The sequence below is a fragment of the Sphingosinicella rhizophila genome (assembly GCF_032378825.1).
GTDB classification, from domain to species: Bacteria; Pseudomonadota; Alphaproteobacteria; order Sphingomonadales; family Sphingomonadaceae; genus Allosphingosinicella; species Allosphingosinicella rhizophila.
The window spans coordinates 355,247-377,993 of the sequence record NZ_JAVUPU010000002.1 but is presented as its reverse complement, the minus strand read 5'-3'; the positions used below and the strand labels follow the sequence as shown (position 1 = coordinate 377,993).

20 protein-coding genes are annotated in these 22,747 nt (G+C 63.3%); 7 read left to right on the top strand and 13 right to left on the bottom strand.

The genetic code is table 11. The features are described from left to right. Positions 1-8 precede the first annotated feature (8 nt). The gene (gene glmM, locus RQX22_RS04875) at positions 9-1,343 is read right to left on the bottom strand and encodes a phosphoglucosamine mutase (RefSeq protein ID WP_315724187.1); all 1,335 of its coding nucleotides are present in this window, start codon (positions 1,341-1,343) and stop codon (positions 9-11) included. 138 nt (positions 1,344-1,481) lie between these two features. Here glmM and RQX22_RS04870 point away from each other — a divergent pair, with 138 nt between their 5' ends. Further along, complete coding sequence (locus RQX22_RS04870) at positions 1,482-2,762, top strand: dicarboxylate/amino acid:cation symporter (protein ID WP_315724185.1); 1,281 nt, start codon at positions 1,482-1,484, stop codon at positions 2,760-2,762. Between the two features lie 99 nt (positions 2,763-2,861). On the opposite strand, the gene RQX22_RS04865 is transcribed toward RQX22_RS04870, so the two are convergent. The 4 genes from RQX22_RS04865 to RQX22_RS04850 are packed head-to-tail and all read right to left on the bottom strand — an operon-like array spanning position 2,862 to position 8,006. Then, positions 2,862-3,563, bottom strand: a complete 702-nt coding sequence (locus tag RQX22_RS04865) for an NnrU family protein (RefSeq protein WP_315724183.1) — start codon at positions 3,561-3,563, stop codon at positions 2,862-2,864. Then, entirely contained in the window at positions 3,560-4,966 is a 1,407-nt protein-coding gene (locus RQX22_RS04860) for an amidohydrolase family protein (RefSeq protein ID WP_315724180.1), read from the bottom strand. The genes RQX22_RS04865 and RQX22_RS04860 overlap by 4 nt, the downstream gene beginning before the upstream one ends. Continuing rightward, the gene (locus RQX22_RS04855; protein ID WP_315724178.1) at positions 4,963-6,372 is read right to left on the bottom strand and encodes an amidohydrolase; all 1,410 of its coding nucleotides are present in this window, start codon (positions 6,370-6,372) and stop codon (positions 4,963-4,965) included. The genes RQX22_RS04860 and RQX22_RS04855 overlap by 4 nt, the downstream gene beginning before the upstream one ends. Next, on the bottom strand, positions 6,372-8,006 hold the full coding sequence (locus tag RQX22_RS04850; protein ID WP_315724176.1) for a peptide MFS transporter: 1,635 nt from the start codon (positions 8,004-8,006) through the stop codon (positions 6,372-6,374). The genes RQX22_RS04855 and RQX22_RS04850 overlap by 1 nt, the downstream gene beginning before the upstream one ends. Before the next feature lie 119 nt (positions 8,007-8,125). Here RQX22_RS04850 and RQX22_RS04845 point away from each other — a divergent pair, with 119 nt between their 5' ends. Both RQX22_RS04845 and RQX22_RS04840 read left to right on the top strand, forming a co-directional pair. Further along, the gene (locus tag RQX22_RS04845) at positions 8,126-8,710 is read left to right on the top strand and encodes a nitroreductase family protein (protein WP_315724174.1); all 585 of its coding nucleotides are present in this window, start codon (positions 8,126-8,128) and stop codon (positions 8,708-8,710) included. A 75-nt stretch (positions 8,711-8,785) separates the two neighbouring features. Continuing rightward, positions 8,786-9,133, top strand: a complete 348-nt coding sequence (locus RQX22_RS04840; RefSeq protein ID WP_315724172.1) for a GntR family transcriptional regulator — start codon at positions 8,786-8,788, stop codon at positions 9,131-9,133. A 14-nt stretch (positions 9,134-9,147) separates the two neighbouring features. Here the strand turns inward: RQX22_RS04840 and RQX22_RS04835 are convergent, their stop codons facing one another. Further along, positions 9,148-10,875, bottom strand: a complete 1,728-nt coding sequence (locus RQX22_RS04835) for an acyl-CoA dehydrogenase (RefSeq protein ID WP_315724170.1) — start codon at positions 10,873-10,875, stop codon at positions 9,148-9,150. A 48-nt stretch (positions 10,876-10,923) separates the two neighbouring features. Here RQX22_RS04835 and RQX22_RS04830 point away from each other — a divergent pair, with 48 nt between their 5' ends. Continuing rightward, entirely contained in the window at positions 10,924-11,880 is a 957-nt protein-coding gene (locus tag RQX22_RS04830; RefSeq protein WP_315724169.1) for an L-threonylcarbamoyladenylate synthase, read from the top strand. Between the two features lie 121 nt (positions 11,881-12,001). On the opposite strand, the gene msrA is transcribed toward RQX22_RS04830, so the two are convergent. From msrA to RQX22_RS04815, 3 genes are read right to left on the bottom strand one after another with little or no spacing between them, the layout of a single operon-like run. Beyond that, on the bottom strand, positions 12,002-12,550 hold the full coding sequence (gene msrA, locus RQX22_RS04825) for a peptide-methionine (S)-S-oxide reductase MsrA (RefSeq protein WP_315724605.1): 549 nt from the start codon (positions 12,548-12,550) through the stop codon (positions 12,002-12,004). Positions 12,551-12,601: 51 nt separating this feature from the next. Next, positions 12,602-13,480, bottom strand: coding sequence for a non-homologous end-joining DNA ligase (ligD, locus tag RQX22_RS04820; RefSeq protein WP_315724167.1), 879 nt, complete (start codon positions 13,478-13,480; stop codon positions 12,602-12,604). After that, positions 13,477-14,523 (bottom strand): ATP-dependent DNA ligase, encoded by a 1,047-nt coding sequence (locus RQX22_RS04815; RefSeq protein WP_315724165.1) that lies wholly within the window; start codon positions 14,521-14,523, stop codon positions 13,477-13,479. Before RQX22_RS04815 ends, ligD begins: the two co-directional genes overlap by 4 nt. Before the next feature lie 204 nt (positions 14,524-14,727). On the opposite strand from RQX22_RS04815, the gene RQX22_RS04810 reads away from it, so the two are divergent. Together RQX22_RS04810 and RQX22_RS04805 are read left to right on the top strand one after the other, a co-directional pair. After that, a complete protein-coding gene (locus tag RQX22_RS04810; RefSeq protein ID WP_315724163.1) occupies positions 14,728-15,321 on the top strand; it encodes a murein L,D-transpeptidase catalytic domain family protein in 594 nt (197 codons plus the stop codon). A 162-nt stretch (positions 15,322-15,483) separates the two neighbouring features. Continuing rightward, a complete protein-coding gene (locus RQX22_RS04805; RefSeq protein ID WP_315724161.1) occupies positions 15,484-16,518 on the top strand; it encodes a glycosyltransferase family 2 protein in 1,035 nt (344 codons plus the stop codon). An 11-nt stretch (positions 16,519-16,529) separates the two neighbouring features. Here RQX22_RS04805 and RQX22_RS04800 read toward each other — a convergent pair whose 3' ends face one another. After that, a complete protein-coding gene (locus RQX22_RS04800; RefSeq protein WP_315724159.1) occupies positions 16,530-17,801 on the bottom strand; it encodes a L,D-transpeptidase family protein in 1,272 nt (423 codons plus the stop codon). 140 nt (positions 17,802-17,941) lie between these two features. Further along, positions 17,942-18,583, bottom strand: coding sequence for a TetR/AcrR family transcriptional regulator (locus tag RQX22_RS04795; RefSeq protein WP_315724157.1), 642 nt, complete (start codon positions 18,581-18,583; stop codon positions 17,942-17,944). A gap of 79 nt (positions 18,584-18,662) precedes the next feature. Between RQX22_RS04795 and RQX22_RS04790 the strand changes: the two genes are divergently transcribed. Further along, positions 18,663-20,684, top strand: coding sequence for a prolyl oligopeptidase family serine peptidase (locus tag RQX22_RS04790; RefSeq protein ID WP_315724156.1), 2,022 nt, complete (start codon positions 18,663-18,665; stop codon positions 20,682-20,684). 90 nt (positions 20,685-20,774) lie between these two features. On the opposite strand, the gene RQX22_RS04785 is transcribed toward RQX22_RS04790, so the two are convergent. Then, positions 20,775-21,929: an aminotransferase gene (locus RQX22_RS04785; RefSeq protein WP_315724154.1), complete on the bottom strand. Its 1,155-nt coding sequence runs from the start codon at positions 21,927-21,929 to the stop codon at positions 20,775-20,777. Beyond that, positions 21,926-22,720 carry a DUF72 domain-containing protein gene (locus RQX22_RS04780; RefSeq protein ID WP_315724603.1) on the bottom strand — a complete coding sequence of 265 codons (795 nt, stop codon included), beginning with the start codon at positions 22,718-22,720 and terminating at the stop codon, positions 21,926-21,928. Before RQX22_RS04780 ends, RQX22_RS04785 begins: the two co-directional genes overlap by 4 nt. Between the last annotated feature and the right edge of the window lie 27 nt (positions 22,721-22,747).

The window sequence follows — 22,747 nt, the reverse complement described above, 5'->3', positions numbered from 1 at the left end:
CGCCAGGGTCACACCGATCTCACGGCTTCGCAGATGCTGTCGACCAGTTCCTCGATCAGGGCATGGTCCTGGCCTTCCGCCATGACACGGATCAGCGGCTCGGTGCCCGATTTGCGGATGAGGAGCCTTCCCACCCCGTCCAGCCGGCCTTCCGCCGACGCGATGGCCGATTTCACGCTTTGTGACTCCAGGGGTTCCCCGCCTTCGAAACGGACATTTTTCAACAATTGCGGGAGCGGATCGAAGAGATGCAAGAGCTCACTTGCCGGCTTCCCGCTTTCCACGAGCGAGGCGAGAATCTGCAACGCGGCCACGAGGCCATCCCCGGTCGTGCTGTGGTCGGACAGGATGATGTGCCCGGATTGCTCTCCGCCGACATTGAAGCCCTCGCCCCGCATCGTCTCCAGAACGTAGCGATCGCCGACCTGGGTGCGCACCAGCGACAGCCCATGCCCAGCCAGGAATTGTTCCAGTCCAAGGTTCGACATGACGGTCGCGACGACCCCGCCGCCCCTGAGCTTGCCGCGCTTCTTCCATGATAGCGCGATCAACGCCATCAATTGGTCTCCGTCCACGAGTTGACCCTGCTCGTCCACGACGATCAGCCGGTCCGCATCGCCGTCGAGGGCGATGCCGATATGGGCACCTTCCTCGATGACCCGTTGCTGAAGCTGTTGCGGCGCGGTCGATCCGCAATCGTCGTTGATGTTGAGGCCGGTCGGGCTCACGCCAACCGCCACCACATCGGCGCCAAGCTCCCACAAGGCGGCGGGGGCGACCTGATAGGCCGCGCCGTTGGCACAATCGACGACGATCTTGAGTCCGTCCAGGCGCAGATGTTCCGGAAAGGTCGATTTGGCGAAATGGATGTAACGGCCGCGCGCGTCCTCGATCTTCCGCGCCCGGCCGATCTCCGGCGCCGGCACCAGCTTGGGCGGCGTTTCCAGCAGCCTTTCGATCGCCAGCTCATCCTTGTCCGAAAGCTTGTAGCCGTCCGGCCCGAACAATTTGATGCCGTTGTCAACATAGGGATTATGGCTGGCGGAGATCATGACGCCCAGATCGGCGCGCATCGATCGCGCGAGCATCGCCACGGCCGGCGTCGGCACCGGCCCGACCATCACCACGTCCATGCCGACGCTGGTGAAGCCCGAGATGAGCGCCGATTCCATCATATAACCGGAAAGCCGCGTATCCTTGCCGATCACCACACGGTGACGGTGATTGCCGCGCAGGAAATGGGCGCCGGCAGCCTGGCCGACCCGCTGGGCCATCTCGGCCGTCATCGGCGCCACGTTGGTGCGACCCCTGATCCCATCGGTCCCGAAGAATTTACGCGTCATCCAACCTGCCTTGCTCCGTCCACCCGCGACCCATCGGCCGCCTGCGCTTCACTTGGGCGCAGCTTTCCCCACAATGCAAGAGAGCGGCGCAAGCCTACCTCACTTCCCCGGACGAGATGCGCGGATTAAGAGACGGCAATGTCGCAGGCCACCCGCATCCTTCTCGCCCTGGTGGCCGGCCTGCTGCTCGGCATTGTCAGCGCCTCTTCCGGAGGAGACTGGGTCGGGACGGCGATCGCGGTGGCGGAGCCGGTGGGCGGCCTTTGGCTCGACGCGCTCAGGATGACGATCGTTCCGCTGGTGGTGGCACTCATCATTATCGGCATTGCCGATTCTGCCGAAGCCGCGCGCGCCAACCGCCTTGCCGGCCGCGCTATCCTCCTGTTCATCCTGGTCCTGTGGTCATCCGCCATCCTCGCTGCCCTGCTGACACCTTTCCTGCTGGAGCTCTGGCCGATGCCGGCAGAAGCCGCCGATGCGCTCCGCACGGCCTTGTCGTCGGCGCCGCAGGCGGTCGGCGCGGTGCCGGGCTTCGGTGAGTTCCTGCGATCGATGATTCCCACCAACCCGATTTCGGCTGCGGCCAATGACGCCATCCTGCCGCTGATCATATTCACTACCATCTTCGCCTTCGCGCTGACGCGGATTCCCGATGCGCCGCGCCGACAGCTCACCGGCTTTTTCCGTGCCCTGTCGGACGTGATGCTGGTCATGATCGGCTGGATCCTCTGGCTTGCGCCGATCGGCGTCACGGCCCTCGCCTTCGTGGTCGGGGCACGCTCCGGCGGAGCTGCCTTTGGCGGCCTCCTCCATTACGTCCTCATCATATCGGTCGTCGGCATCGTCATATGGCTACTCGCCTATCCAATGGCGATGATCGGAGGGCGCGTCTCCCTGCGCGATTTCGCGCGCGCCATGGCACCGGCCCAGGCGGTCGCGATCAGCACCCAATCGTCGCTGGCCTCGCTTCCGGCCATGCTCCGGAGCGCCGAGACGCTCAACGTGCCTGTCGCTGCTTCCGGCGTGGTTCTGCCATTGGCCGTCGCCTTGTTCCGGGCGACCGGCCCCGCGATGAACCTAGCCGTCGTCATCTATGTGGCCTATTGGTTCGGCATGCCGCTGGGACCGGCCGAAATGGCGATGGGCGTGGCCGCAGCCGCCATTACCACAATGGGTGCCGTCAGCCTTCCCGGTCAGATCAGCTTCGTCACCTCGATCGCCCCGATCGGCATCGCCATGGGCGTGCCGATGGAGGCATTGCTCCTGCTGATCGCGGTCGAAACGATCCCGGACATCTTCCGCACGCTCGGCAACGTCACCTGGGACGTTGCAGCAACCGCCACGGCTGCGCGGCGAAGCGGATTCGAGCCAGGAAGCTCGCTGTCGGAAGAAGACCGCCTGCTGGAGGGTTCCTCGTAAAACATCCCGCTCCAGCCTTGCCTGATATTGGAAGGCAGTAGTCGCGCGGCCGGCGGCAGAATGTCACTTCCCGGAAGCAGCGACGCGGGTGAAGCGGCTTTAGCCGATCCCGCGCCCCAGGCCGCCGATAGGAGAGACCATTGGTGCGTGAAACCAGGTAATCGCCAGCCACAAGGCAAGGCCGCCGAGCAAGGCAGTCCAGCCGGGAAAGGCGGCGCGCCAGGGAATGCGGCCGTCGATCAGGGCCCGAAACGGGATGAAGGACGTGCGGCTTTCCCACCCCCTCCAACCTTCGCCGAGCAGCGCCCTCTTCTTCCGGTCCTGACCGATCGATCCCGCGATGGCGAGGATGAGGATACCCATTGCGACGATCAGGTTGCGCGGCGACCACCAGAGGGAAATATGAACGAGCGCCCAGAGGATGAAGCTCCAGTTCATCGGATGGCGGGTGATCGCGAACACGCCGGTCGCGGGACGCATCGCCGGTTTGCGCGCGCCGGCGTTGGGAAAAGCCGGGTTACGGAAGAGAGACCCCACCAGCAATATGCATGCCAGCAGCATGATCGCCGAAGCAACATTCCACCACCATAAGGGCGCGATCCACATGGGAACTGGAGCATTGATGCCGCGCCAGGCGACGATCATCCAACCCAAGGTCGCGAATGCGATCAGCGAATGAAGAAGGGCGAATCCCGCCTCTCCCAGATTCTGGACCAGCCGGGTTCGCAGGGGATGGGACATGGCAAGATGGGAGCCTATGAAGGCCAGGGTCGCCAGCGCGAGACTGACATGTTCGATCACCTTTCATAAGCCTTGGGCAATTGTCCCTCGGTAGCGGTCCGATAGCGATCGCGAAGCCGGGTCTGACGATTGTCGAGCGGCTGCCGGACACCGTCGATCAGCACGAGCAAGGGCGCCGAACCATTTTCCAACGGGTCGCCGTCCCAGATAACCACGTCGCCGCGCCGTCCCTCCCGGAGCGATCCGATCTCACCGCCGAGACCGATCGCTTCGGCCGGGCGCGAGCTGATCATCGCCAGCGCCTGGCCCCAGCTGATTCCGGACGCACCGGGGATCCGCCCCAACGCGACCAGATTGCCGGCATTTTGGGTCGAAAGCCGAAGCTGGCGGCTCTCGTCATTGTTGATCATGCCGAGCGAAACCTTGACGCCCGCCGATTGCATCCGCGCGACATTGGACTGGGTAGCGGCCAGCTGTTCGAAGGTAGAAGGAAGATCGTTGAGCGCGTTGGCGATAACCGGCACGCCCGCCGCAGCGATCCTGTCGGCGACCGTCCAACCTTCGGTGGCGCCCACCAGAACGAGGCGGAGCGAAGGAAATTCCTGCTTCAATGCGAGGACCTGCAGGATATCGCTGGCCCGTTCGACATGAACGAGCAGGAATTGCTGCCCATTCAGCACGGGCACAAGCGCCGCAGCGTCGAAGCGGGTGAGGAGCACGTCGTCGGAACGTTCCACGGCCGAGCCGAGAAGCCGGGCGTCCGGCACTTCCTCCAAAGGGAAATCGCGCTGATCGTTCGCCCGCGCAGTGCGGGTCGTGCCGCGCCCCACAGGGATGCCCGAGAAACGATTGAGGTCGCGTGCTTCGCGCAGAGCGTTGCGGAACAGGACATAGGCGGCGGCGCGGCTGCCGCCCGCCTCACCCGCCCCGGTCTCGCCAAGTTCGACGAACTGGAAAGCGCGAGCGCGCGTGATCGGCTCCATGTCCGCACCGAGATCGATCACCGCGCCCTGACCCGCGAAAATGCTGCGGGCCGTTCCGGGCGCGACCAGTGCCCGCGTGATCCCTGCGGAACGACTAATCGCGATGGCGGCCGCGCGGGGGTTGACCGCCGGCACGACATCGATGGCGGCACTGAACGGAGAGCCGTTCGCCTGCACGTCGTTCGTCGCATCGACGGCATCCACTTCAACGATCCCGACCCGGGACAAGCCGGCAACGAGGCCCGGCGTGACCCATTTACCGCCGGCGTCGATCGTCTCCGCTCCAGGCGGCACGGCGACATTGCCGCCGGCGGCGACCACGCGGCCGTCGCGGATAAGTACGGTACCCCCTTCAATGGGTTCGCTGCCATCCCCCAGCGCGAGCTTGCCACCTGTTATGGCGATCGTCTGCGCGGAAGCAGCCGAGGCGGCAAGGCCGAGAAGGAGTGCAGCGGCGATCCTGCCGAATGTCCGCTTCACTTCACGTCCCCTTCGCCGGGCTGCCCAAGTTCGAAATCGCTGACCGGACGCCGGCTCGGATCGTTGACGTCGTAAAGCAATGCGCCATCGATCCACACCCGGTCGGGCCGGCTGTAGACACTGAGCGGATTGCCGTTCCACAGTACGACATCCGCCATTTTTCCCGGCCGTAAGCTGCCCGTGCGATCGGCTATGCCCAACGCCTTGGCCGGATTGATTGCGAGCCATGTCCAAGCGACTTCGTCCGGAATCCGGATGCCGGCGCGCCGGCCATTTGCAAGCGCCTTGGCGGCTTCCTGGTTTAATCGCTGTATGCCGTTGGGATCGTCGGAATGGACGATGGAGCAGGCGCCGCCATTGTGGACCAAGGGAATATTCTCGTTGATCGCGTCATAGGCTTCCATCTTGAAGCCCCACCAATCGGACCACATCGCCGAGCAGGCATCATTGGCGCGAAGCAGATCCGGAATCTTGTATGCTTCCACCGCATGATGAAAAGCGGTGATCTTGAAGCCGAATTCCTCGGCCATATCCATCATGATCGCCATCTCGTCGGCGCGGTAGCAATGATTGTGGACGAGAATGTCACCGGCGAGAACGCCGCGCAGCGTATCCATGGCGAGATCGCGGCCGGGCATGTCGCCGCCATCCTTTTCATACCGATCCCACCGCTTTTTATAATCGGCCGCGCGGATCCAGGTCTGCCGCATCAGGGCGACATTGCCCATCCGGGTTCCGGGCATCTGGTTGCGGCCGCCATAAACGCGCTTCGGATTCTCACCGCAGGCCATTTTGAGGCCATAAGGCGCACCGGGAAACTTCATCTGCTGCATCGTCCGGCCCGGCACGTTCTTGACCGTCACCGACCGGCCGCCGAACAGGTTGGCGGAGCCGGGAAGAATCTGCAGCGCCGTAATGCCGCCATTGGCAAGAGCCCGGCTGAAGCCCGGATCCTGCGGCCAGACCGAATGTTCGGCCCAGACGTCCGCGTGGACCGCGCCCGTCACCTCATTGCCATCCTGATGGGCCTCCACGCCCGGCGACGGATAGTTACCGAGATGGCTGTGGACATCGATGATCCCCGGCGTCACCCATTTTCCCCGGCCGTCCACGCGCGTGGCACCGTCCGGGATCGGGGTCTCCGCCCCGCCGACCGCCTCTATCTCGCCGTCCGCAAGCACGACCGTGCCATTTTCGATCCGGCCGCCCTCGCCGTCATAGACGGTGGCGCCGACGATTGCGGTCACGACGCCCGGATAGACACGATAGGTCGAAGGGTAAGGATCGGCGGCGATGGGCCTCGCCCTCTCCTCTTGTGCCGCCGGCGCGCTCGTCTGGGGCCGGTCGGCGGTAGCGCAGGACGCCAGGATTGCGAACGTTCCGAGGCTGATCACATGTCGACGCATCAAGGACGTTCTCCGGTGTTCGGGCCTGGGCCAGGCTTCTTTTCCCCACGTAGATCGATGCCCGCGCCGGCAGGTTCCGCCAGTTCCGCCCGACCCGCCAGGTCGCGATCGGCGTCTTCCCCGATCGTTTCGAGGTGCATCAGTCGCGTCACCAGCGGGGCCACGACGAAGACCGTCACTCCCACCGCCACGGAAAGCCAGCCGATCGTCGCGTAGATGTCCAGTACCTGAGTGCCCGACGCAGTTTCGGCGGCGCCTTCGCCACCGCTCGTCGCGCGAGCAATCAGCCCCGCAATGTAATTGCCACCGGCCGAGGCGAGAAACCAGGTGCCCATCATGAGCCCCAGCATCTTCGGCACCGCCAGCCGGGTCATGGCAGACAGGCCGACGGGGGAGAGGCAAAGTTCGCCGGTTGTGTGAAGCAGATAGATGAGGAAGATGAAGATGACCGGCGTCAGCCCGTCGCTGCTTGCCGCCCCAGCCACCAGCACCAGGAAACCCGCGCCGAGCTGGATCAGGCCCAGGCCGAACTTGGCCGGCGCCGATGGCTCGCGCCCGCGCTTGCCCAACGAGGTCCACAGCCAGGCGAAGAATGGCGCCAGAGTAATGATGTAGAAGCTGTTGATCGACTGGAACATCGATGCCGGAACTTCGTAGCCGAAAATAGACCGGTCGACGTCCCGGTCGGTATAGATGTTGAGCGAGGAACCCGCTTGCTCGAACAGGCCCCAGAAAAGCGGTTGCAAGGCGATGAGGAAGATTGCCGCGAGGATGCGGTCGCGATCGACCTTGGGCAGCTGGAATACCGCAGTATAGAGGATATAGGCGACCACTACCGCCCCGAATCCGCCGAGCAAAAGGCCGACCACCTCCTGATACTGGATGAGAAGCCAGACCACGCCCACGCCCAATATCGCGCCCAGATATATCAGCCATTCCCGCGAAATGCCGATGAAGCGCTGTTGCAGGAGCTCCGGATCGCTCGCTTCGCCGCGGCCCATGAGCAGGGGTTTGAAGATCACGAAGACGATGATGCCGGCGAGCATCCCGACTGCGGCGGCGCCGAAGCCGTAGCTCCAGCCGACGGTCTCACCGAGCCATCCACAGACAAGTGCGCCGAGGAAGGCGCCCAGATTGATGCCGATATAAAAGATCGTATAGGCCGGATCGCGTCGGGCGTCGTCGCGGGGATAGAGCTGCCCGACGATCACGGAGATATTGGCCTTGAGAAAGCCGGTTCCGACGATGATGAAAGCCAGCGCGGCGAAGAAAAAGGACATGACGGTCGGGTCGCGACCCCCCGTGCCCTCCACGCTCAGCAGCAAGTGGCCAAGCGCAATCAGAATGCCGCCGAACAGTACCGCCTTGCGATGGCCAAGATAGCGGTCGGCGAGGAAGCCGCCGATTACCGGAGTGATATAGACCAGGGCCGTATAGGCGCCGTAGATCAGATAGGCCTTTTCGTCGCCGAACAGCAGGTGCTTGGTGAGATAAAGGATGAGCAAAGCGCGCATTCCATAATAGGAAAAACGCTCCCACATTTCGGCGAAGAAGAGGACATACAGGCCGCGCGGATGGCCCAGGAAGGTCTTGCCCCCCGACGGATCGACGGCGTCGGGAAAAGTGTTTGCCACGGGCCGTTCCTCCATATTTCGCGCCTCTTCCGGGCGGCCTGAGGACGGCGAGACTAACGACCAAAATGCGCTTGTGAAGCAGATTGTTGCGGACGGCGCGGGCTGCTAGCGGCTGACGCATGTTCAACGACCTCTCTTCCACCCTGTCGCTTCTCAAGACCCGCCGGTCCGGCCGGCCCCGCGATCTGGTCGATCCCGGCCCCGGGCCGGAACAGCTTCGAGATATTTTGGCGATCGCCGCGCGGACACCCGACCATGGCAAGCTGGCGCCGTGGCGTTTCGTCCATGTCCGAAAACAGGATCGTGACGCTTTCCGTGCTGTTCTCGAACAGGCGTATCGGGCGGACAAGCAGGATCCCGGACGGCTGGAGATCGAAGCGGTGCATCGTTTCGCCCATCAGGCGCCGGAGCTGGTGATCGTCCTTTCGAGCCCCGTCGAAGACAGCAAGATACCGGTCTGGGAACAGCAATTGTCCTGCGGCGCCGCGTGCATGAACATGCTGCTCGCCGTCCATGCGATGGGCTTCGCCGCCGGCTGGGTGACCGGGTGGGCGGCCTATTCCGACGACGTGCTCCGCATGTTCGGCAGAGGACAGGAGCGTATTGCCGGCTTCATCTTTATCGGAACGCCGGCCACGGCACTGGAGGAGAGGCCCCGGCCTGCGATGGATTATGTGGTCTCGGAGTGGAATCCGAACGGCTGATCGGCGCTGCCGGGCCTGAACGTCACATTAACATAGGCTCTTGACCGCACAGCTGTATTACTCCACTATAGCGCCATGCATAATGACGATCGTCCTGTCTACCTTCGCCTGCGCGACCACATTTCCGCCAGCATCCTTGATGGAAAGGTCCGCGACGGCGATCCTCTCCCGTCGGTGCGGAGCCTGGCGGCCGAGCATGGCGCCAATCCGCTCACCGTCGCCAAGGCCTATCAAACTTTCCAGGATGAAGGGCTGATCGTCGTCCGGCGTGGAGTCGGCATGTTCGTCGCCGAAGGCGCCTCGGAAAGGCTTCGCACCGCCGAACGCAAGGAATTCGTCGAGCAGCGCTGGCCGGCCATCGTCGCCCACATGCGTCGGCTGAATCTGGATGTCGAAGACCTGGTGGAACGCTCGCTCGCCTGACGCGGCACGCCTGTTCAGGTGGCGAACATCTCCTCATTGACCGAATAGAGAATGTCCGCCGGCGCCGCAGCGGCGGCTTGAAGTCCCATCGCTTCGTGCACGATCTGCTCGAGGTAAAAAGCGGCGGCAGCCCGCTTCATGGCGAGAAAGTTCGGATCGCCTTCATCACCTTCGGCTACGCGACGCTGCAACAGCATGAGCCACCCGCAGGTCGCGACCGACAACATCGTCAGGAACGGATAGGAAGCAGCCATCCGATCGTCCGCGCTCGCCGACTGGAGACGGGAGGCAATTGCTTCGCAGGCGTCCACGAGATCGCGGAGCACCGCCTCGCCAGCCGAATCGCGCCTGATGTCGGCAAACAGCGAGGCCAGCGTGTGGCCGCCTTCCAGCCCAATCTTTCGGCCGACCAGGTCGGCGGCCTGGATGCCGTTAGTGCCTTCGTAAATTCGCGAAATCCGGACGTCGCGATAATGCTGGGCAGCGCCGGTTTCCTCGATATAGCCCATGCCGCCATGGACCTGGACGCCGAGGCTGGCCACCTCCTCCCCGACATCGGTGCCATAAGCTTTCACCAGCGGAGTCAGCAGGTCTATCCTCGCCTTGGCGGCGCCATCGCCGCGGCTCGCCCGGTCGGTCTGGCCGGCGGCATAATAAGCGAGCGCCCGCGCCGCCTGGGTGAGAGCCTTCATGCGCAGAAGCATGCGCCGGACGTCGGCATGTTCGATGATCCGGACCGGGTCGCGGCTGGCGGCGCCCGCCCGAGTGCCTTGGATTCGCTCGCTGGCATAGGCGACCGCGGCCTGGGTCGCCCGTTCCGCGATCGAGACCCCCTGCAGACCGACATTGAGCCGCGCATTGTTCATCATTGTGAACATGCCGCGCATGCCGCCATTTTCCTCACCCACGATCCAGCCGACGCAATCGTCATTGTCCCCATAAGCCATGACGCAGGTGGGGGATGCGTGAATGCCCATCTTATGTTCGATTGATGCCGGCCGAACGTCGTTGCTCTCGGCGGGGGCGCCATCCGCGCCGAGCCGGAACTTCGGAACGAGGAACAGTGAAATCCCCTTCGTCCCCTCCGGCGCATCCGGGGTGCGGGCCAGAACGAGATGGACGATATTTTCGGCAAGGTCGTGATCGCCATAGGTAATGAAAATTTTCTGGCCCTTGATCCGATAGCTGCCGTCCGCCTGCCTGACGGCGCGGGTCTTCAGCGCGCCAACGTCCGATCCCGCCTGCGGCTCGGTAAGGTTCATGGTCGCCGGCCATTCGCCGGAAACGATCTTGGGAAGCCAAAGCGCGTTGAGCTCCGCCGAGCCATGTTCCGGCAATGCTTCCACCGCTCCTGCGCTCAGCATGGCGACGAGCGAGAAACCCATATTGGCGCTGCCGAGATCCTCCATCACCACCGTCGCCAAGGAAAGCGGCAAGCCTTGGCCGCCAAATTCCTGCGGCGCCGCCAGCGTACCCCAGCCGCCTTCGACATACGCGCGATAGCCTTCGCGGAAACCCGGAGGCATGGTCACGCCTTCGGGGGACCATTTCGCCCCGATCTGGTCGCCTGTCCGATTGAGCGGCGCGAACACACCGGCGGCCAATTCCCCAACCCCCGCCAGGATCGCATCGACCAGGTCGGGCGACGTCCCTGCGAAGCCCTGGTGACCGTTCAGCTGATCCAGCTTGACGATGTGATCCAGGAGGAACTTCTGGTCGGCGATGGGGGGTATGTACGTCATTCCGGTCCTGATATTGCGTGGTTCGGGCAGGCGCTATAGCCGGGTGTCGTGACAGCACAAAATCCAGTCTTTGACACTTTGGTGCGCCCCTATGGAAAGGCGGCCATAGATGAAGCGGCTGCCATCGTCGCCGATGGATGGCCGGTCGCCGTCCCAACCGAGACGGTCTACGGCCTCGCGGGCGACGCGACCAGCGGCCAGGCCATCGCCCGGATCTATGCGGCCAAGGGCCGGCCTTCATTCAACCCGTTGATCGTCCATGTGCTTTCGCTCGACGATGCCGAAAAGCTGGCCGAATTCGATTCCACGGCGCTCGCCCTGGCGGAACGTTTCTGGCCCGGTCCGCTGACATTGGTCCTGCCGCTCCGTGCCGGCGCCCGGATCGCTTCGCTCGCGACGGCCGGCCTCGGCACGATCGCGCTCAGGAGCCCCGTCCATCCGGCCATGCGCGGCCTGCTGGCCGCGACGGGCCGGCCGCTAGCCGCGCCTTCCGCCAACGCGAGCGGCCTGATCAGCCCGACACGGGCCGAACATGTGTCGGCAAGCCTGGGAGGGTCCATCAAGCTCATCATCGACGCCGGACCGACGAGCCTCGGGCTCGAATCGACTATCGTCGCGATCAGCCGGGGCGAGACGCGCCTGCTCCGGCCGGGGCCCGTCACCACGGAAATGCTGGACATCCCCCTCGCTCCGGCGGGCGAGCGCGGCATTGAGGCGCCCGGCCAGATGTCGAGCCATTATGCCCCTTCGAAGCAGCTTCGGCTCGACGCCACCGAAAGAGGCGAGGATGAATGGCTGATCGGCTTTGGACGGGTGATCGGGCAGAGCAGTCTCAGCCCGTCCGGCGATCTGGTGGAAGCCGCATCCGCCTTGTTCGATCGGCTGCACGAGGCGGAAGCTGCGCCCGCGCAACGGATCGCGGTCGCCCCGATTCCGAAAGAAGGACTTGGAATCGCCATCAACGACCGCCTTGCCCGGGCAGCCGCACCGAGAGGAACTTGCTGATGCAGGCGGGTTCGAAGCTGCCTTCTTTTTCTGAATCGGCATCGCTCTGATCGCCGGGCCTCAATCAAGGATCGGCTCAGGCATGAAGGCTGAATTCGGGGCTCCGCGCTGAAGAGCTGGTTTAGCCGGCTGGGGCTGTGTTCTTCAGCCTTTCGGTGAAGCTCTTGCGGAATTTCCGCAGCTTGGGAGCGATGACAGCCATGCAATAGGGGTTGCTCGCGCCTTCGCGTTCGAAATATTCCTGATGATAATCCTCGGCGGGATACCAATCGGACAAAGGTTCGATGGTCGTCACGACCGCCCCGTCCCATTCCGCCTTCGCCCGATCGATCGCGGCGCGCGCGGCCGCTTCCTGCTCGGGAGAGTGCGGAAAAATGGCCGAACGATATTGTGTGCCGATGTCATTGCCCTGCCGATTGAGCTGCGTGGGATCGTGGGTCGCGAAGAAGATGTCGAGGATATCGTCATAACCGATGACCTCGGGATCGAAGGTGAGCCGCACCGCCTCGGCATGGCCGGTATCCCCGCCGCAAACCTGCTTATAATCCGGATTGGCGACATGGCCGCCAATATAGCCGCTTTCCACCCTGGAGACACCGATCACGTCGTTGAAAACCGCCTCGGTGCACCAGAAGCATCCGCCGGCGAGTGTCGCTTGCTCTTGCGCCATCATTGTCTCCTCAAGTCCTGAAGATAAGCAGCGGCGGCCGGCAGGCAAGGTTCAGGCGCGCGGAGCCGGCGGCAGGGCCTGGCGCATATCGACCATCCCCGCCCAAGGATCCGTCCGTTGCCGTGCGATCCTCTGGGGCACGCTCAAGATCGTAAAATCGTGCGGATCGAGCTTCGGCCCGAGATCCTCCCACCGCAGCGGCATCGCCACGGGCGCGCCCGGACGGGAACGGGTGGAATAGGGCGCGACGGCAGTTGAGGTCGGATCGTTGCGAAGATAATCGATGAAAATCCGGCCGGCGCGCTCCGCCTTGGAGATCTTGGTCAAATAAAGATCCGGCGCGTCATTCGCCATCGCGACCGAAAGCCCCTTCGCAAAGCTCTTCACTTCGCGCCAGTCGGCGGTGGCAACGATCGGCACGACGACGTGGAGTCCCTTGCCCCCCGTCGTCTTGACGAAGCTGGCAAGACCAATGGCGGCGAGCCGATCACAAACCTCACGCGCAGCCTTGATCACGCCGGCAAAGCCAAGCCCTTCATCCGGGTCGAGATCGAAGATGATCCGATCGGCGCGATCCGGACGTTCGACACGCGCGCCCCATGGGTGGATTTCGAGAACGCCCATCTGCACGAGTGCGATAAGGCCTGGCAGGTCCTGGATGAACAGATAGGGTTCTTCGAAGCCCTTGATCGTCACTTCCGCCAATTGTTCCGGGATGCCCGAGCCCGCGTGGCGCTGATAAAAGCAATGCTTCTCGCGCCCGGCGGGACAGCGCACCATGGTGATTGGCCTGAAAGCGACATGAGGAAGAATCCGTTCGGCCACAGCGACATAATAATCGGCCAGGGCGCCTTTGGAGATGCCTTGTTCGGGGTAAAGTATCTTGTCGGGATTGGTGAGCCTGACGCCCGCGATCATCCTTTCGTTCATTGGGTTTCCTTCAGGGTTGCGGCCAATTCGGAAGGACCAGCTTCCAGCCGCAGCTGCTCCATTCCGCATTGGTCGGGTGCCTTGTCGGGCCGCCAGCGCAAGAATTTGGTCCCGTGGCGGAACCGGTCGCCGGTGACATGGTCGTAACGTATCTCGACAACCAGTTCCGGCCGAAGCGGCCGCCAGTCGGCCGAGCGATCGGTCGACCAGCGGCTTGGGCCGCCGGGCGCCTTGCCGGTAAATCCGGGCGGCTCGATCAGCGCCTCGAGCTTCCTGGTCAGCCCCCGTCTCCTGGCGGTCGGAATGGCAGAGGTGAAGCCGACATGATTGAGCTTCCCGCACGCATCATAAAGACCGAGCAGCAGCGAGCCCACTTCCTGGCGCGCCGTGCCGTAGCGAAAGCCGCCGACCACACAATCGGCTGATCGCCTCTGCTTGATCTTGAGCATGGCGCGCTCACCGGGCCGATAGGGTTCGTCCAGGCGCTTGGCGACAATGCCATCCAGCGCACCACCTGTTCCCTCGAGCCACGACTGCGCAAGGTGGCGATCCACGGTGCGAGGCGATAGGAGAAGGCCGCCAGTCCTTTCGTTCGAATGGAGCCTTTCGAGAGCCTGTCGCCGCTTGGAAAGGGGTGTTTCCAGATAGGAAGCCGGGCCAGCTGCAAGGCAATCGAACAGCATGATCTGTGCGGGGCTTTCCGCGGCAAGCCTGCGGATCCGGCTCTCGGCGGGGTGAAGCCGGAGCTGAAGCGCTTCGAAAGACAATATTCCTCCGACGGGAATGATCAGCTCGCCATCAAGAACGAACCTTTTCTCCTTCGTGGCGAGCAGGCTGGTAACGACCTCCGGAAAATAACGCCCGAGCGGCTTGCCCGATTTCGACCGCAGATCGACTGCCTCACCGTCGCGAAAGACGAGGCAGCGGAAACCATCCCATTTGGGCTCAAATTGCCATTCGGCTTCGTCGGGGAGCGCATCGACCAGCCTTGCTTCCATGGGCGGTAAGCCAGGCTTTGCCGGCAGACGATCGAATGCACCCACAATGCTTCCTTCCGGCCCCCAGTGTAAGGCGTTAGACGCCTGCGGCCGGGACCGGTTCCGCCCCTATCTGTTAACCTTGTTAATGCGACGAACCGAAAAGAACGAAGGATGAATCCCTATCACACCATTGGAAAGGTGATGAAAATCCGGTAGAAATTCATTTCCGGGAGGGAATGAGTTTTGATCCTGACGCGCAGAAATCTGATGCAAGCGGGAGCCGCGGGTCTGGTTGCCTGCGCTGCGCGACCGGCCCTTGGCGCAGCCGCGATCGTCGCCCCTGTTCAGCCCAAGATCAACCCGCGCTTGATGGAACGCGCCAAAGCTGCACTTGAATCGAAGCGTGGCCAAATTCGCGATGGCGACGTCATCGCCATCACCGATTTCTCCCAGGCCTCGCGTTTCGATCGTTTCTACCTGGTCGACATGATCGGAGGAATGGTGACATCCTATCAAGTGGCGCATGGCCGCGGCTCCGACCCCGCGCATTCCGGCTACCTCGAGCATTTCTCGAACGTAGTGGGTTCGGAAGCCACTTCGGCCGGGGCCTATGTGACCGAGAATGTCTATTACGGCAAATATGGCCGTTCACTGCGGCTGCGCGGGCTCGACCATAGCAATAGCAATGCCGAGGCGAGGGCGATCGTCGTCCATGCCGCCAAATATGCCGAGCCCGACATGGTCGATCATTTCGGTAAGCTCGGCCGCAGCGAGGGCTGCTTTGCGCTTTCGCAGATTAGCCTCCAATATGTGTTGCAACGCCTTGGCCCGGGCAGGATGATTTACGCAGACAAGGTGTAGGACGGTCCCTACCGGCCATTTCGGTTGGCGAGAGTCTCGACCTGTCCGCCCAATTTCCTTCAAAATCGGTTTCGACGCGTGTTTGCGCGGGCGCTTCCCGCGCCAGGCTGGGCGCGCAAGCGTGGGCTGCCGCCGCACCGAGCCGTTCGACGATCAGCCGAGATGATTCCTCCGCTCAGCGTCGTCATGCCGGTCCACAATGCTTTGCCCTTCCTCGACGAAAGCATAAGGAGCATCATCGATCAGAGCTTCGGCGCGTTCGAATTTGTCATATTGGATGACGGCTCGACCGATGGATCCGGCGATCTCATCCGGCAGTGGGCCAGTCGAGACAGACGGATCATACCCCATTTCGGCCGGGAGAAACTGGGCCCTGCGGGGAGCTCCAACAAGGTCGTCGAGCATAGCAATGCACCTTTGGTCGCGCGCATGGACGCCGATGATCTTTCTCATCCGGACCGACTGCGCCGCCAAATGAACTTGTTCGCACGCGAATCGTCGGCAGGTCTGATCGGCACCTTATGGGAGGGCATCGACGCTGCGGGAGACAAGGTGCGTTCTCTCGACCGCTGGCGCCTCGTCCGCAAATCCCCTTTCGTACCCTTCCCGCACGGGTCGGTGATGTTTCGCAGAACGGTCTTCGACGAGGTCGGCGGCTATCGGCAGGAATGTAATTATTGGGAGGATCTGGACCTGTTCCTGCGCATCGCAGGCTGCCGGGACATCCTCGTCATTCCGGAATCCCTCTACCGCCATCGTTTCGCCCAGACGAGCACGCGACTCTCCTCACCGCGCCCGGAGGTGGAGGCCCAAGTCGATCTCATGCTTCGATGCCTCGGCGAATCTGGCGGGAGGCTGGATTATGAAGCGCTGCTTCGGGACAGGCCACCGCCCTCGGACAAAGTCAGGCCGCAAGTCTTTCTCTCGCTCGGCTCCACGATTTTGTGGGCTGGCCGGTCGCCGTCCAATTTGAAAAGGATATGGCGGCGGGCCGACCTTCGCATCGATCTGGCAAGCCTCAAATCGATGATCTGGGCGCTCTGGGCGAATTTCGCCCCGCGCAGCCTGCGCACATGCCTGCGGGCCCTCGTTCGGGCGCGTGACATATCGGCGGGAGTGATCCTGGGACACGCAACGGCCTTCAAGTGGCGACCGAATCAAGACGTTACCAAATGCGACAATCTAGGCCGGGACTGAAATCGGCTTCCTCAATCGGCGGAAGCGAGCGCCGTCTTTTCCGAACGATCCGTCAGCGCCGCCACTACCTTGGAATCGCGGGCATAGACGTCGCTATAGGTCAATATCTTCCCGCTATTCGCCTCCGCAGCGGCGGTGAAATAAGCGATATAGACAGGTGTCGGAGTCACTGCCTCTGCCTTGACGGTTTTCCCCGCCGCGACCGCCTTGTCGATCGCCTCCTTGTCCCACTCCGGATTATCCAACAGCAGGCGGATGAAGGTCAGCGGATCCTGGGTGCGGATGCAGCCGTGACTCAACGCCCGCGCGGTGCGTGAGAAATGCGCCTTGGACGGCGTATCGTGAAGATAGATGGCATAATTGTTCGGCATCACCACCTTCATCCGGCCGAGCGCGTTGCCGGGGCCGGGCGGCTGCCGGTAGCGGACGCCACCATTGCCGGTATCGACCTTCACATAGCCTTTCTTGCCGCGCACTTCCGGCGCGATGCTCGCCGGCACTTCCCACCAAGGATTGAGAATGACGCCGGTCGCGACCGCGCTGAGTTGTGGCGTCGCCGTCTTCACCGCACCGACAACGGCCTTGTGCCGCGTAACGACCTGCCCGTTTTCGACGAGGGCAACCGTGAAAGCCGGAACATTGACGATGACATAGCGAGGGCCAAGATCGCGCGGCAGCCAGCGCCACCGATCGAGATTGGTACGGATCTTGTTTCGCGTCGCCGCGTCGGTGGTGTTGGAAAGGACCGATTTCAGTTCGGCATATTGCGGATGGGTCGGCAAAAGCGAGCGCAGCGTATCCTCGACACTGTCATTCTCCACCGCCTGCCGCATCAGCGCATATTGCTGATTGCCGTCGAGATCGGTGTCGACCATGTGCCAGTCGACCCTTGTGTCGCCCCGCGCATGACCGAGCGCGAGATCCGAGGAAACCCTGAGGAAAGTGTCGGTGGCGGCGATCCGCAGCTGCTCTTCGTCGATCCCGTCGAGCGCCGCACGAAGCCGATCCGGCTGATAATCCGCCGGGTCGAGCCCCTCCTCTCCGATCCGCTCGACGAAAGCGAGCAGATCGCCCGCCGCGGTTCGGGTCCAATTCGTCGTGGCAACACTGTTCTGCAAGGCACGAAGGGCCTTTTCGCTCTCGTCGATCGGCGTTGCCGGTGCTTCGCCGGCCTGGATCTGCAGCTCTGTCGGGCGCTCGCCGGGCTTCAATTGCGCACCGGCGGGCATCGCCGAAGCGGCCAGCAGCAACCCGAACGTGGAAAGGCGGAAGGTGGTTCTCATATCCCTCTTTAACCCAAGCCAATGTCCAAAACCAGCGTCAGCGCTTACGAACGTGGGGTGGAATCGAGCGATTTCAACAAATGGTCGCACGCATGCAACACAAGCTTTCAAATCCGTTCCGTCCCCGAACCATGGTCGAGTCAGGATGAATGGCCGCTTACGCGCTTTGCGCGGACCAATGATTCCTCGATGCCGTTGAGAACGATGTCGAGACCTGTTTCGAAGACCTCGCCAAGGTCGAGCTCCGACATTTGCAGGCTCAGGGCGTCGACAGTGGCGGGGTCTGCATAATCGTCCAGATGACGGCGGATATTGTCGACATCGAAGCCCCCCAGTTCATAGCTGCGATAGACGCCTTCGCCCGTAGCGATCGCCCAATTGCAGATGACGAGGTGGGCCATCATGGCATCGCGCTTTGTCCAGCCCAGTGCCGCGAGGCGGGCCTGAACCTGCCTGAGCATTTCGATGCCGATCCCGCGCGGAGCGGCCGTCCGGAAGAACCAGCCGGGCTGGGACGAGCCCAGCCGATAATGCCAGCGAGCATCCTCCGCGAGCACGGCCCGCCAATCCTTCGCCCGATCGAATTCGGGGAGTCCCATATGCGACACGGCGCGGTCGGTCAGCGCGTCGATCAAGGCCCTTCGGGTCGGAAAATAATAATAGACCGTCTTGACCGAGATGCCGAGCGCCCGCGCCAGGCTGGTCAGCTGCAGATCCTCCGCCGTCGATTGCGAGGCCGCATCCAAAATCTCGTCCCGCGTGATTTTGGGCGGGCGCCCCATACGACGAGGTTCAATCTGATTCATGCCTAGCCTTGACACTTTCTAGCAGTCGGGAGAAAAGTAGCTCCAACTTATCCCAATGACAAGCGAGGATGAAATGAGTTTCACCGACACGATCGGCGGAGTCGCCGTCTCCGATCCCTATCGCTGGCTGGAGGATGATGCCGATCCGAAGGTGATCGAATGGCAGAAGCAGGCTAATGCCCGCGCCGCCGCAGCGCTGGCAGCATCGCCGCACGCGGCCGAGGTCGCCGCCGCGGTGCGCGCCACCTACGAGGACGTGTTCACTTATGCGGCGCCGCAGCGTTTCGGTGACAAATGGTTCCGCACCCGGCTTCCCGAAGGCGGTTCCAACACCGTGCTGGAAGTGGCGGACAGCGCGACTGGCCAGGGCCGAGTGCTGGTCGATCCCAGCGACGAAGGCGAGGATGTCACGCTCGCGCTCTGGCATCCGTCGCCCGACGGCACGCTGGCGGTGATCGCGACCAGCCAGGGCGGCGCGATGAATGTCCGCGTGATCGACGTCACCGACGGCCATGTCGTGCTCGACCTCGGCCATAAGATCGGCACCGCGTTCTATGTCTGGGCACCCGATAAAAGCGGCGTCTATTATATGCAGATGGCGATGAAGGCATTGCCCGACGGCCAGATGGTGCCGGAGACGCGGATCATCTGGCAGCCCCTGGCCGGCGAGGCGGCGCCGCTCGACCTCCCTTACGATCATCCCATGGCCTGGCCAGTGATGGCGTCGGACGGCGGATGGATGGCGATCACTTGCGACCAGACGGCGCCACGGCCGCGCTGGATCAGGAAGATCGACGGCGGCGAATGGACCCGTTTCCTCCCCGACGCCACCGCCATGTACAAGGGCGCGTTAGTCGGCGACGATTTTATCGCGATCAGCGACGATGTGTCAGGATGGTGCAGGCTGGTCGCCATTCCGCTGACCAGTTTCGACGATGAATCGACCTGGCGGGAGCTGATCCCCGCCCGCGCCGGCGTCAAGCTCGCCTCCATGACCCGCTGCGGCGCCTATCTCGTGCTCAGCCGGATCGAGGGCGGCATCATGAAGATGTCTTCGCTCGACCTGAGCGGCAAGGCGATCGGCGACGTGGACCTGCCGGGCGACGGCGCCTTCGGCCTGACCGGCGTCGGCCATATCGGCGCGATCCTGACCGACATCATCGGGTCCGATGGCGACGGCTGCGTTTTCGTCCACAGCAGCCTGGAGCGCAGCCCCGGCGTCTATCGCGCCGACCTGACCGCACTGACCTGCGAGGAACTGGTGGCGCCGGCTCATGTCCTGAGCGACCGCATCGTCGACGCGCTCGCCGCCAAGGGGCCGGCCGGCGATGTCGCCTATCGAATGATGCGCGAGGCCGCGACGCCGCTGGATGGATCGGCGCCGGTGATCGTCACCGGCTATGGCGGGTTCAACGTGCCGTGGATCCCTTATTATTCGGCGATGGGCGCGGCCTGGACCGAGCTGGGCGGAATCTGGGTCCATGCGCATCTGCGCGGCGGCGGCGAGCAGGACAAGGACTTCTGGCATGCCGGCCGGATGAAGAAGAAGCAGGGCACGTTCGACGATCTTTATGCTGTGCTGGAGGATCTGCAGGCGCGAGGCTGGGCCGTGGCCGAGCGCACCGGGTTGTGGGGATCGTCCAATGGCGGCCTGCTGGTCGGCGCGGCGGTGACCCAGCGCCCCGATCTGTTCCGCGCCGCCGTGGCGCAGGTGCCGATCCTGGACCTGCTGCAATGCCGGAAGGATCCCGGATCGATCGGCATCTGCATGGCCGATTACGGCAATCCCGACGACCCCGCCGACGCGCCGGGCCTGCACGGCATTTCGCCCTATCACAATGTCCGCGCCGGCACGGCCTATCCGGCTTTGCTCTGTGACGCCGGCGCGACCGACCTCACCTGCCCGCCATGGCACACCCGCAAGATGATTGCCGCGATGGAGGAAGCCAGCACTTCCGACCGCCGCCAATTGCTGCGCGTGCGCGGTGGCGCGGGTCACAACCAGATGACCACCGAGAAAGCGATCGAGCGCGACGTCGAGGAGCTGGCTTTTCTCGCCGACGAATTGATGGACTGAAGCCTCGCACGACTCGACTGGAAATCGACGGTCCGGCCGTCGCCGGACCATGGACTCTTCGATTGGATCTATCTCGAAAGTGACGAGGCTTTAACCGAAAAGAGCGCGCACCGTTTTCATCCCGGCCAAGCCAGTTTCGATCGTCTCGTCTTTCTTGGCGAAACAGAGCCTTATCACGTTCCGCACCGGATCGTCCTCATAGAAAGGCGAGATCGGGATGGCGGCGACGCCAGCTTCCTCGACCGCACGCAGGCAGAAATGCATATCGTCCACATCGATGCCTGAGGCGGCGAGATCGATGCAGAGGAAATACGTGCCTTCGGATGGGAGCGTTACATAGCCGATGTCGCGTAAGCCTTGGTCCATCACGTCGCGCGCCGCCTGGAAATTGGACCGCATCCCCGCGAAATAGTCAGGCGCCTTGCCGAGCCCGAACGCCGCCGCAGCCTGCAGATTCGGCGGGGTGGTGAAGGTCAGGAACTGATGCGCCTTGGCGATCGGCCCGGCAAGATGATCGGGCGCCAGGATCCAGCCGACCTTCCAACCGGTCAGCGAGAAGATCTTGCCGGCCGAACCCACCTTGACCGTCCGATCCTTCATGCCGGCCACCGCAGAAAGCGGAACGAAGCGCCGGTCGTCGAACAGCACATGCTCCCAGACCTCGTCCGAAACGGCGACGACGTCGTGGCGGATGCAGGCCTCACCGAGGACGCGCAGCTCTTCGGCATCGAACAGTCGCGCCGTCGGATTGTGGGGATTGTTGAAAACGACCAATCGCGTGCGATCAGTGAAGGCGGCGCCCAGCGCTTCCGCGGTGATGCGCCAGTCCGGCGGAGTCAGGCTGACGAATCTGGGAATGCCGCCGGCCCGCCGGATGATCGGCACATAAGCGTCGTAAAGCGGCTGAAACAGGACAACCTCGTCGCCCGGCTCGATTAGCGCCAGCAAGGCCGCGGCCAGCGCCTCGGTGGCGCCCGACGTGATCGTGACCTGCTCGGCCGAATAGTCGATCTGCTGATGAGCCCGATAATGATCGGCGACGGCCTGACGGAGTTCGGGAAGTCCGCGCATCGGCGGATACTGGCTTGCGGCGCCGGTCAGTTCGGCCGCAGCCCGCGAGACGACATCCTCGGGCCAGCCGAAATCGGGAAAGCCCTGCCCCAGGTTGGTCGCGCCGTGCTCCCGCGCCAGCATCGACATGCGTTCGAAGATCGTGGTGGGAATGTTGGCAAATAGAGGATTCATAGACGCTCGATCAGGGAGGTGGCTGCGGCGGGCGCCCGCACCTTGGCACCCGAAATGAAGAAGATGTAGGTGTCCCGCGACTGGGCCTTGGCCCCGGTGTCGGCGACATAGGGCAATTCTACTGGGCTTTCACCCCGCGACCAGGAATTGGCGATCGCCGCCCAACGATCGAGGGCAGCGGCATCATAGCCGGTCGCCTCTTCCTCCCGGCAGCGCTGCAACCGCGCATAGGAAAAGTCGCCGCTGAGATCGGCGATACAGGGATAATCGTCGGCATCGGCGAAAACGATGGCGACGCCGGCCGCCCGCGCCATCGCCACGAATTCAGGCGTTCGGAAGCTTTCGTGCCGCGGCTCGACCGCATGACGGAGCGGCACGCCATCCCACGACTTGGGCAACAGCTTCAGGAAGGCGCCGAAATCCTCCGGGTCGAACTGTTTGGTGCCCATGAACTGCCACAGGATCGGCCCCAACTTATCGCCCAATTCGGTGAGTCCCTGGCCGCAAAAGCGCGCGATCGCCTCTGCGCCCTCGGCAAGCACCTTGCGGTTGGTGCAGAAGCGCGACGCCTTGACCGCGAACCGGAAGCCGTCGGGAACGACTTTCGCCCAGCGCGCAAACAGGTCTGGCGATTGCAGCTTGTAATAAGTCGCGTTGATCTCGGTCGCGGTCAGGCGGCCGGCGGCATATTCGAGCTGTTTGGTCTTGGCGAGGCCAGGCGGATAAAAGGTCCCGCGCCATGGTTCATAGTCCCAGCCGCCAATGCCGACGAAGATCGAACCCTCTGTCATCCTGCCCCGGTTAGTCGTCCGCGCCTG

Bases quoted from the DNA above. Each gene is read 5' to 3' on its own strand.
- RQX22_RS04870 (WP_315724185.1), top strand. From the start codon at position 1,482: ATGTCGCAGGCCACCCGCATCCTTCTCGCCCTGGTGGCCGGCCTGCTG.
- RQX22_RS04845 (WP_315724174.1), top strand. From the start codon at position 8,126: ATGTTCAACGACCTCTCTTCCACCCTGTCGCTTCTCAAGACCCGCCGG.
- RQX22_RS04835 (WP_315724170.1), bottom strand. From the start codon at position 10,875: ATGACGTACATACCCCCCATCGCCGACCAGAAGTTCCTCCTGGATCAC.
- RQX22_RS04800 (WP_315724159.1), bottom strand. From the start codon at position 17,801: ATGAGAACCACCTTCCGCCTTTCCACGTTCGGGTTGCTGCTGGCCGCT.
- RQX22_RS04840 (WP_315724172.1), top strand. From the start codon at position 8,786: ATGCATAATGACGATCGTCCTGTCTACCTTCGCCTGCGCGACCACATT.
- RQX22_RS04780 (WP_315724603.1), bottom strand. From the start codon at position 22,720: ATGACAGAGGGTTCGATCTTCGTCGGCATTGGCGGCTGGGACTATGAA.
- glmM (WP_315724187.1), bottom strand. From the start codon at position 1,343: ATGACGCGTAAATTCTTCGGGACCGATGGGATCAGGGGTCGCACCAAC.
- RQX22_RS04810 (WP_315724163.1), top strand. From the start codon at position 14,728: ATGCAAGCGGGAGCCGCGGGTCTGGTTGCCTGCGCTGCGCGACCGGCC.
- msrA (WP_315724605.1), bottom strand. From the start codon at position 12,550: ATGGCGCAAGAGCAAGCGACACTCGCCGGCGGATGCTTCTGGTGCACC.
- RQX22_RS04795 (WP_315724157.1), bottom strand. From the start codon at position 18,583: ATGGGGCGCCCGCCCAAAATCACGCGGGACGAGATTTTGGATGCGGCC.
- ligD (WP_315724167.1), bottom strand. From the start codon at position 13,480: ATGAACGAAAGGATGATCGCGGGCGTCAGGCTCACCAATCCCGACAAG.
- RQX22_RS04790 (WP_315724156.1), top strand. From the start codon at position 18,663: ATGACAAGCGAGGATGAAATGAGTTTCACCGACACGATCGGCGGAGTC.
- RQX22_RS04805 (WP_315724161.1), top strand. From the start codon at position 15,484: ATGATTCCTCCGCTCAGCGTCGTCATGCCGGTCCACAATGCTTTGCCC.
- RQX22_RS04855 (WP_315724178.1), bottom strand. From the start codon at position 6,372: ATGCGTCGACATGTGATCAGCCTCGGAACGTTCGCAATCCTGGCGTCC.
- RQX22_RS04785 (WP_315724154.1), bottom strand. From the start codon at position 21,929: ATGAATCCTCTATTTGCCAACATTCCCACCACGATCTTCGAACGCATG.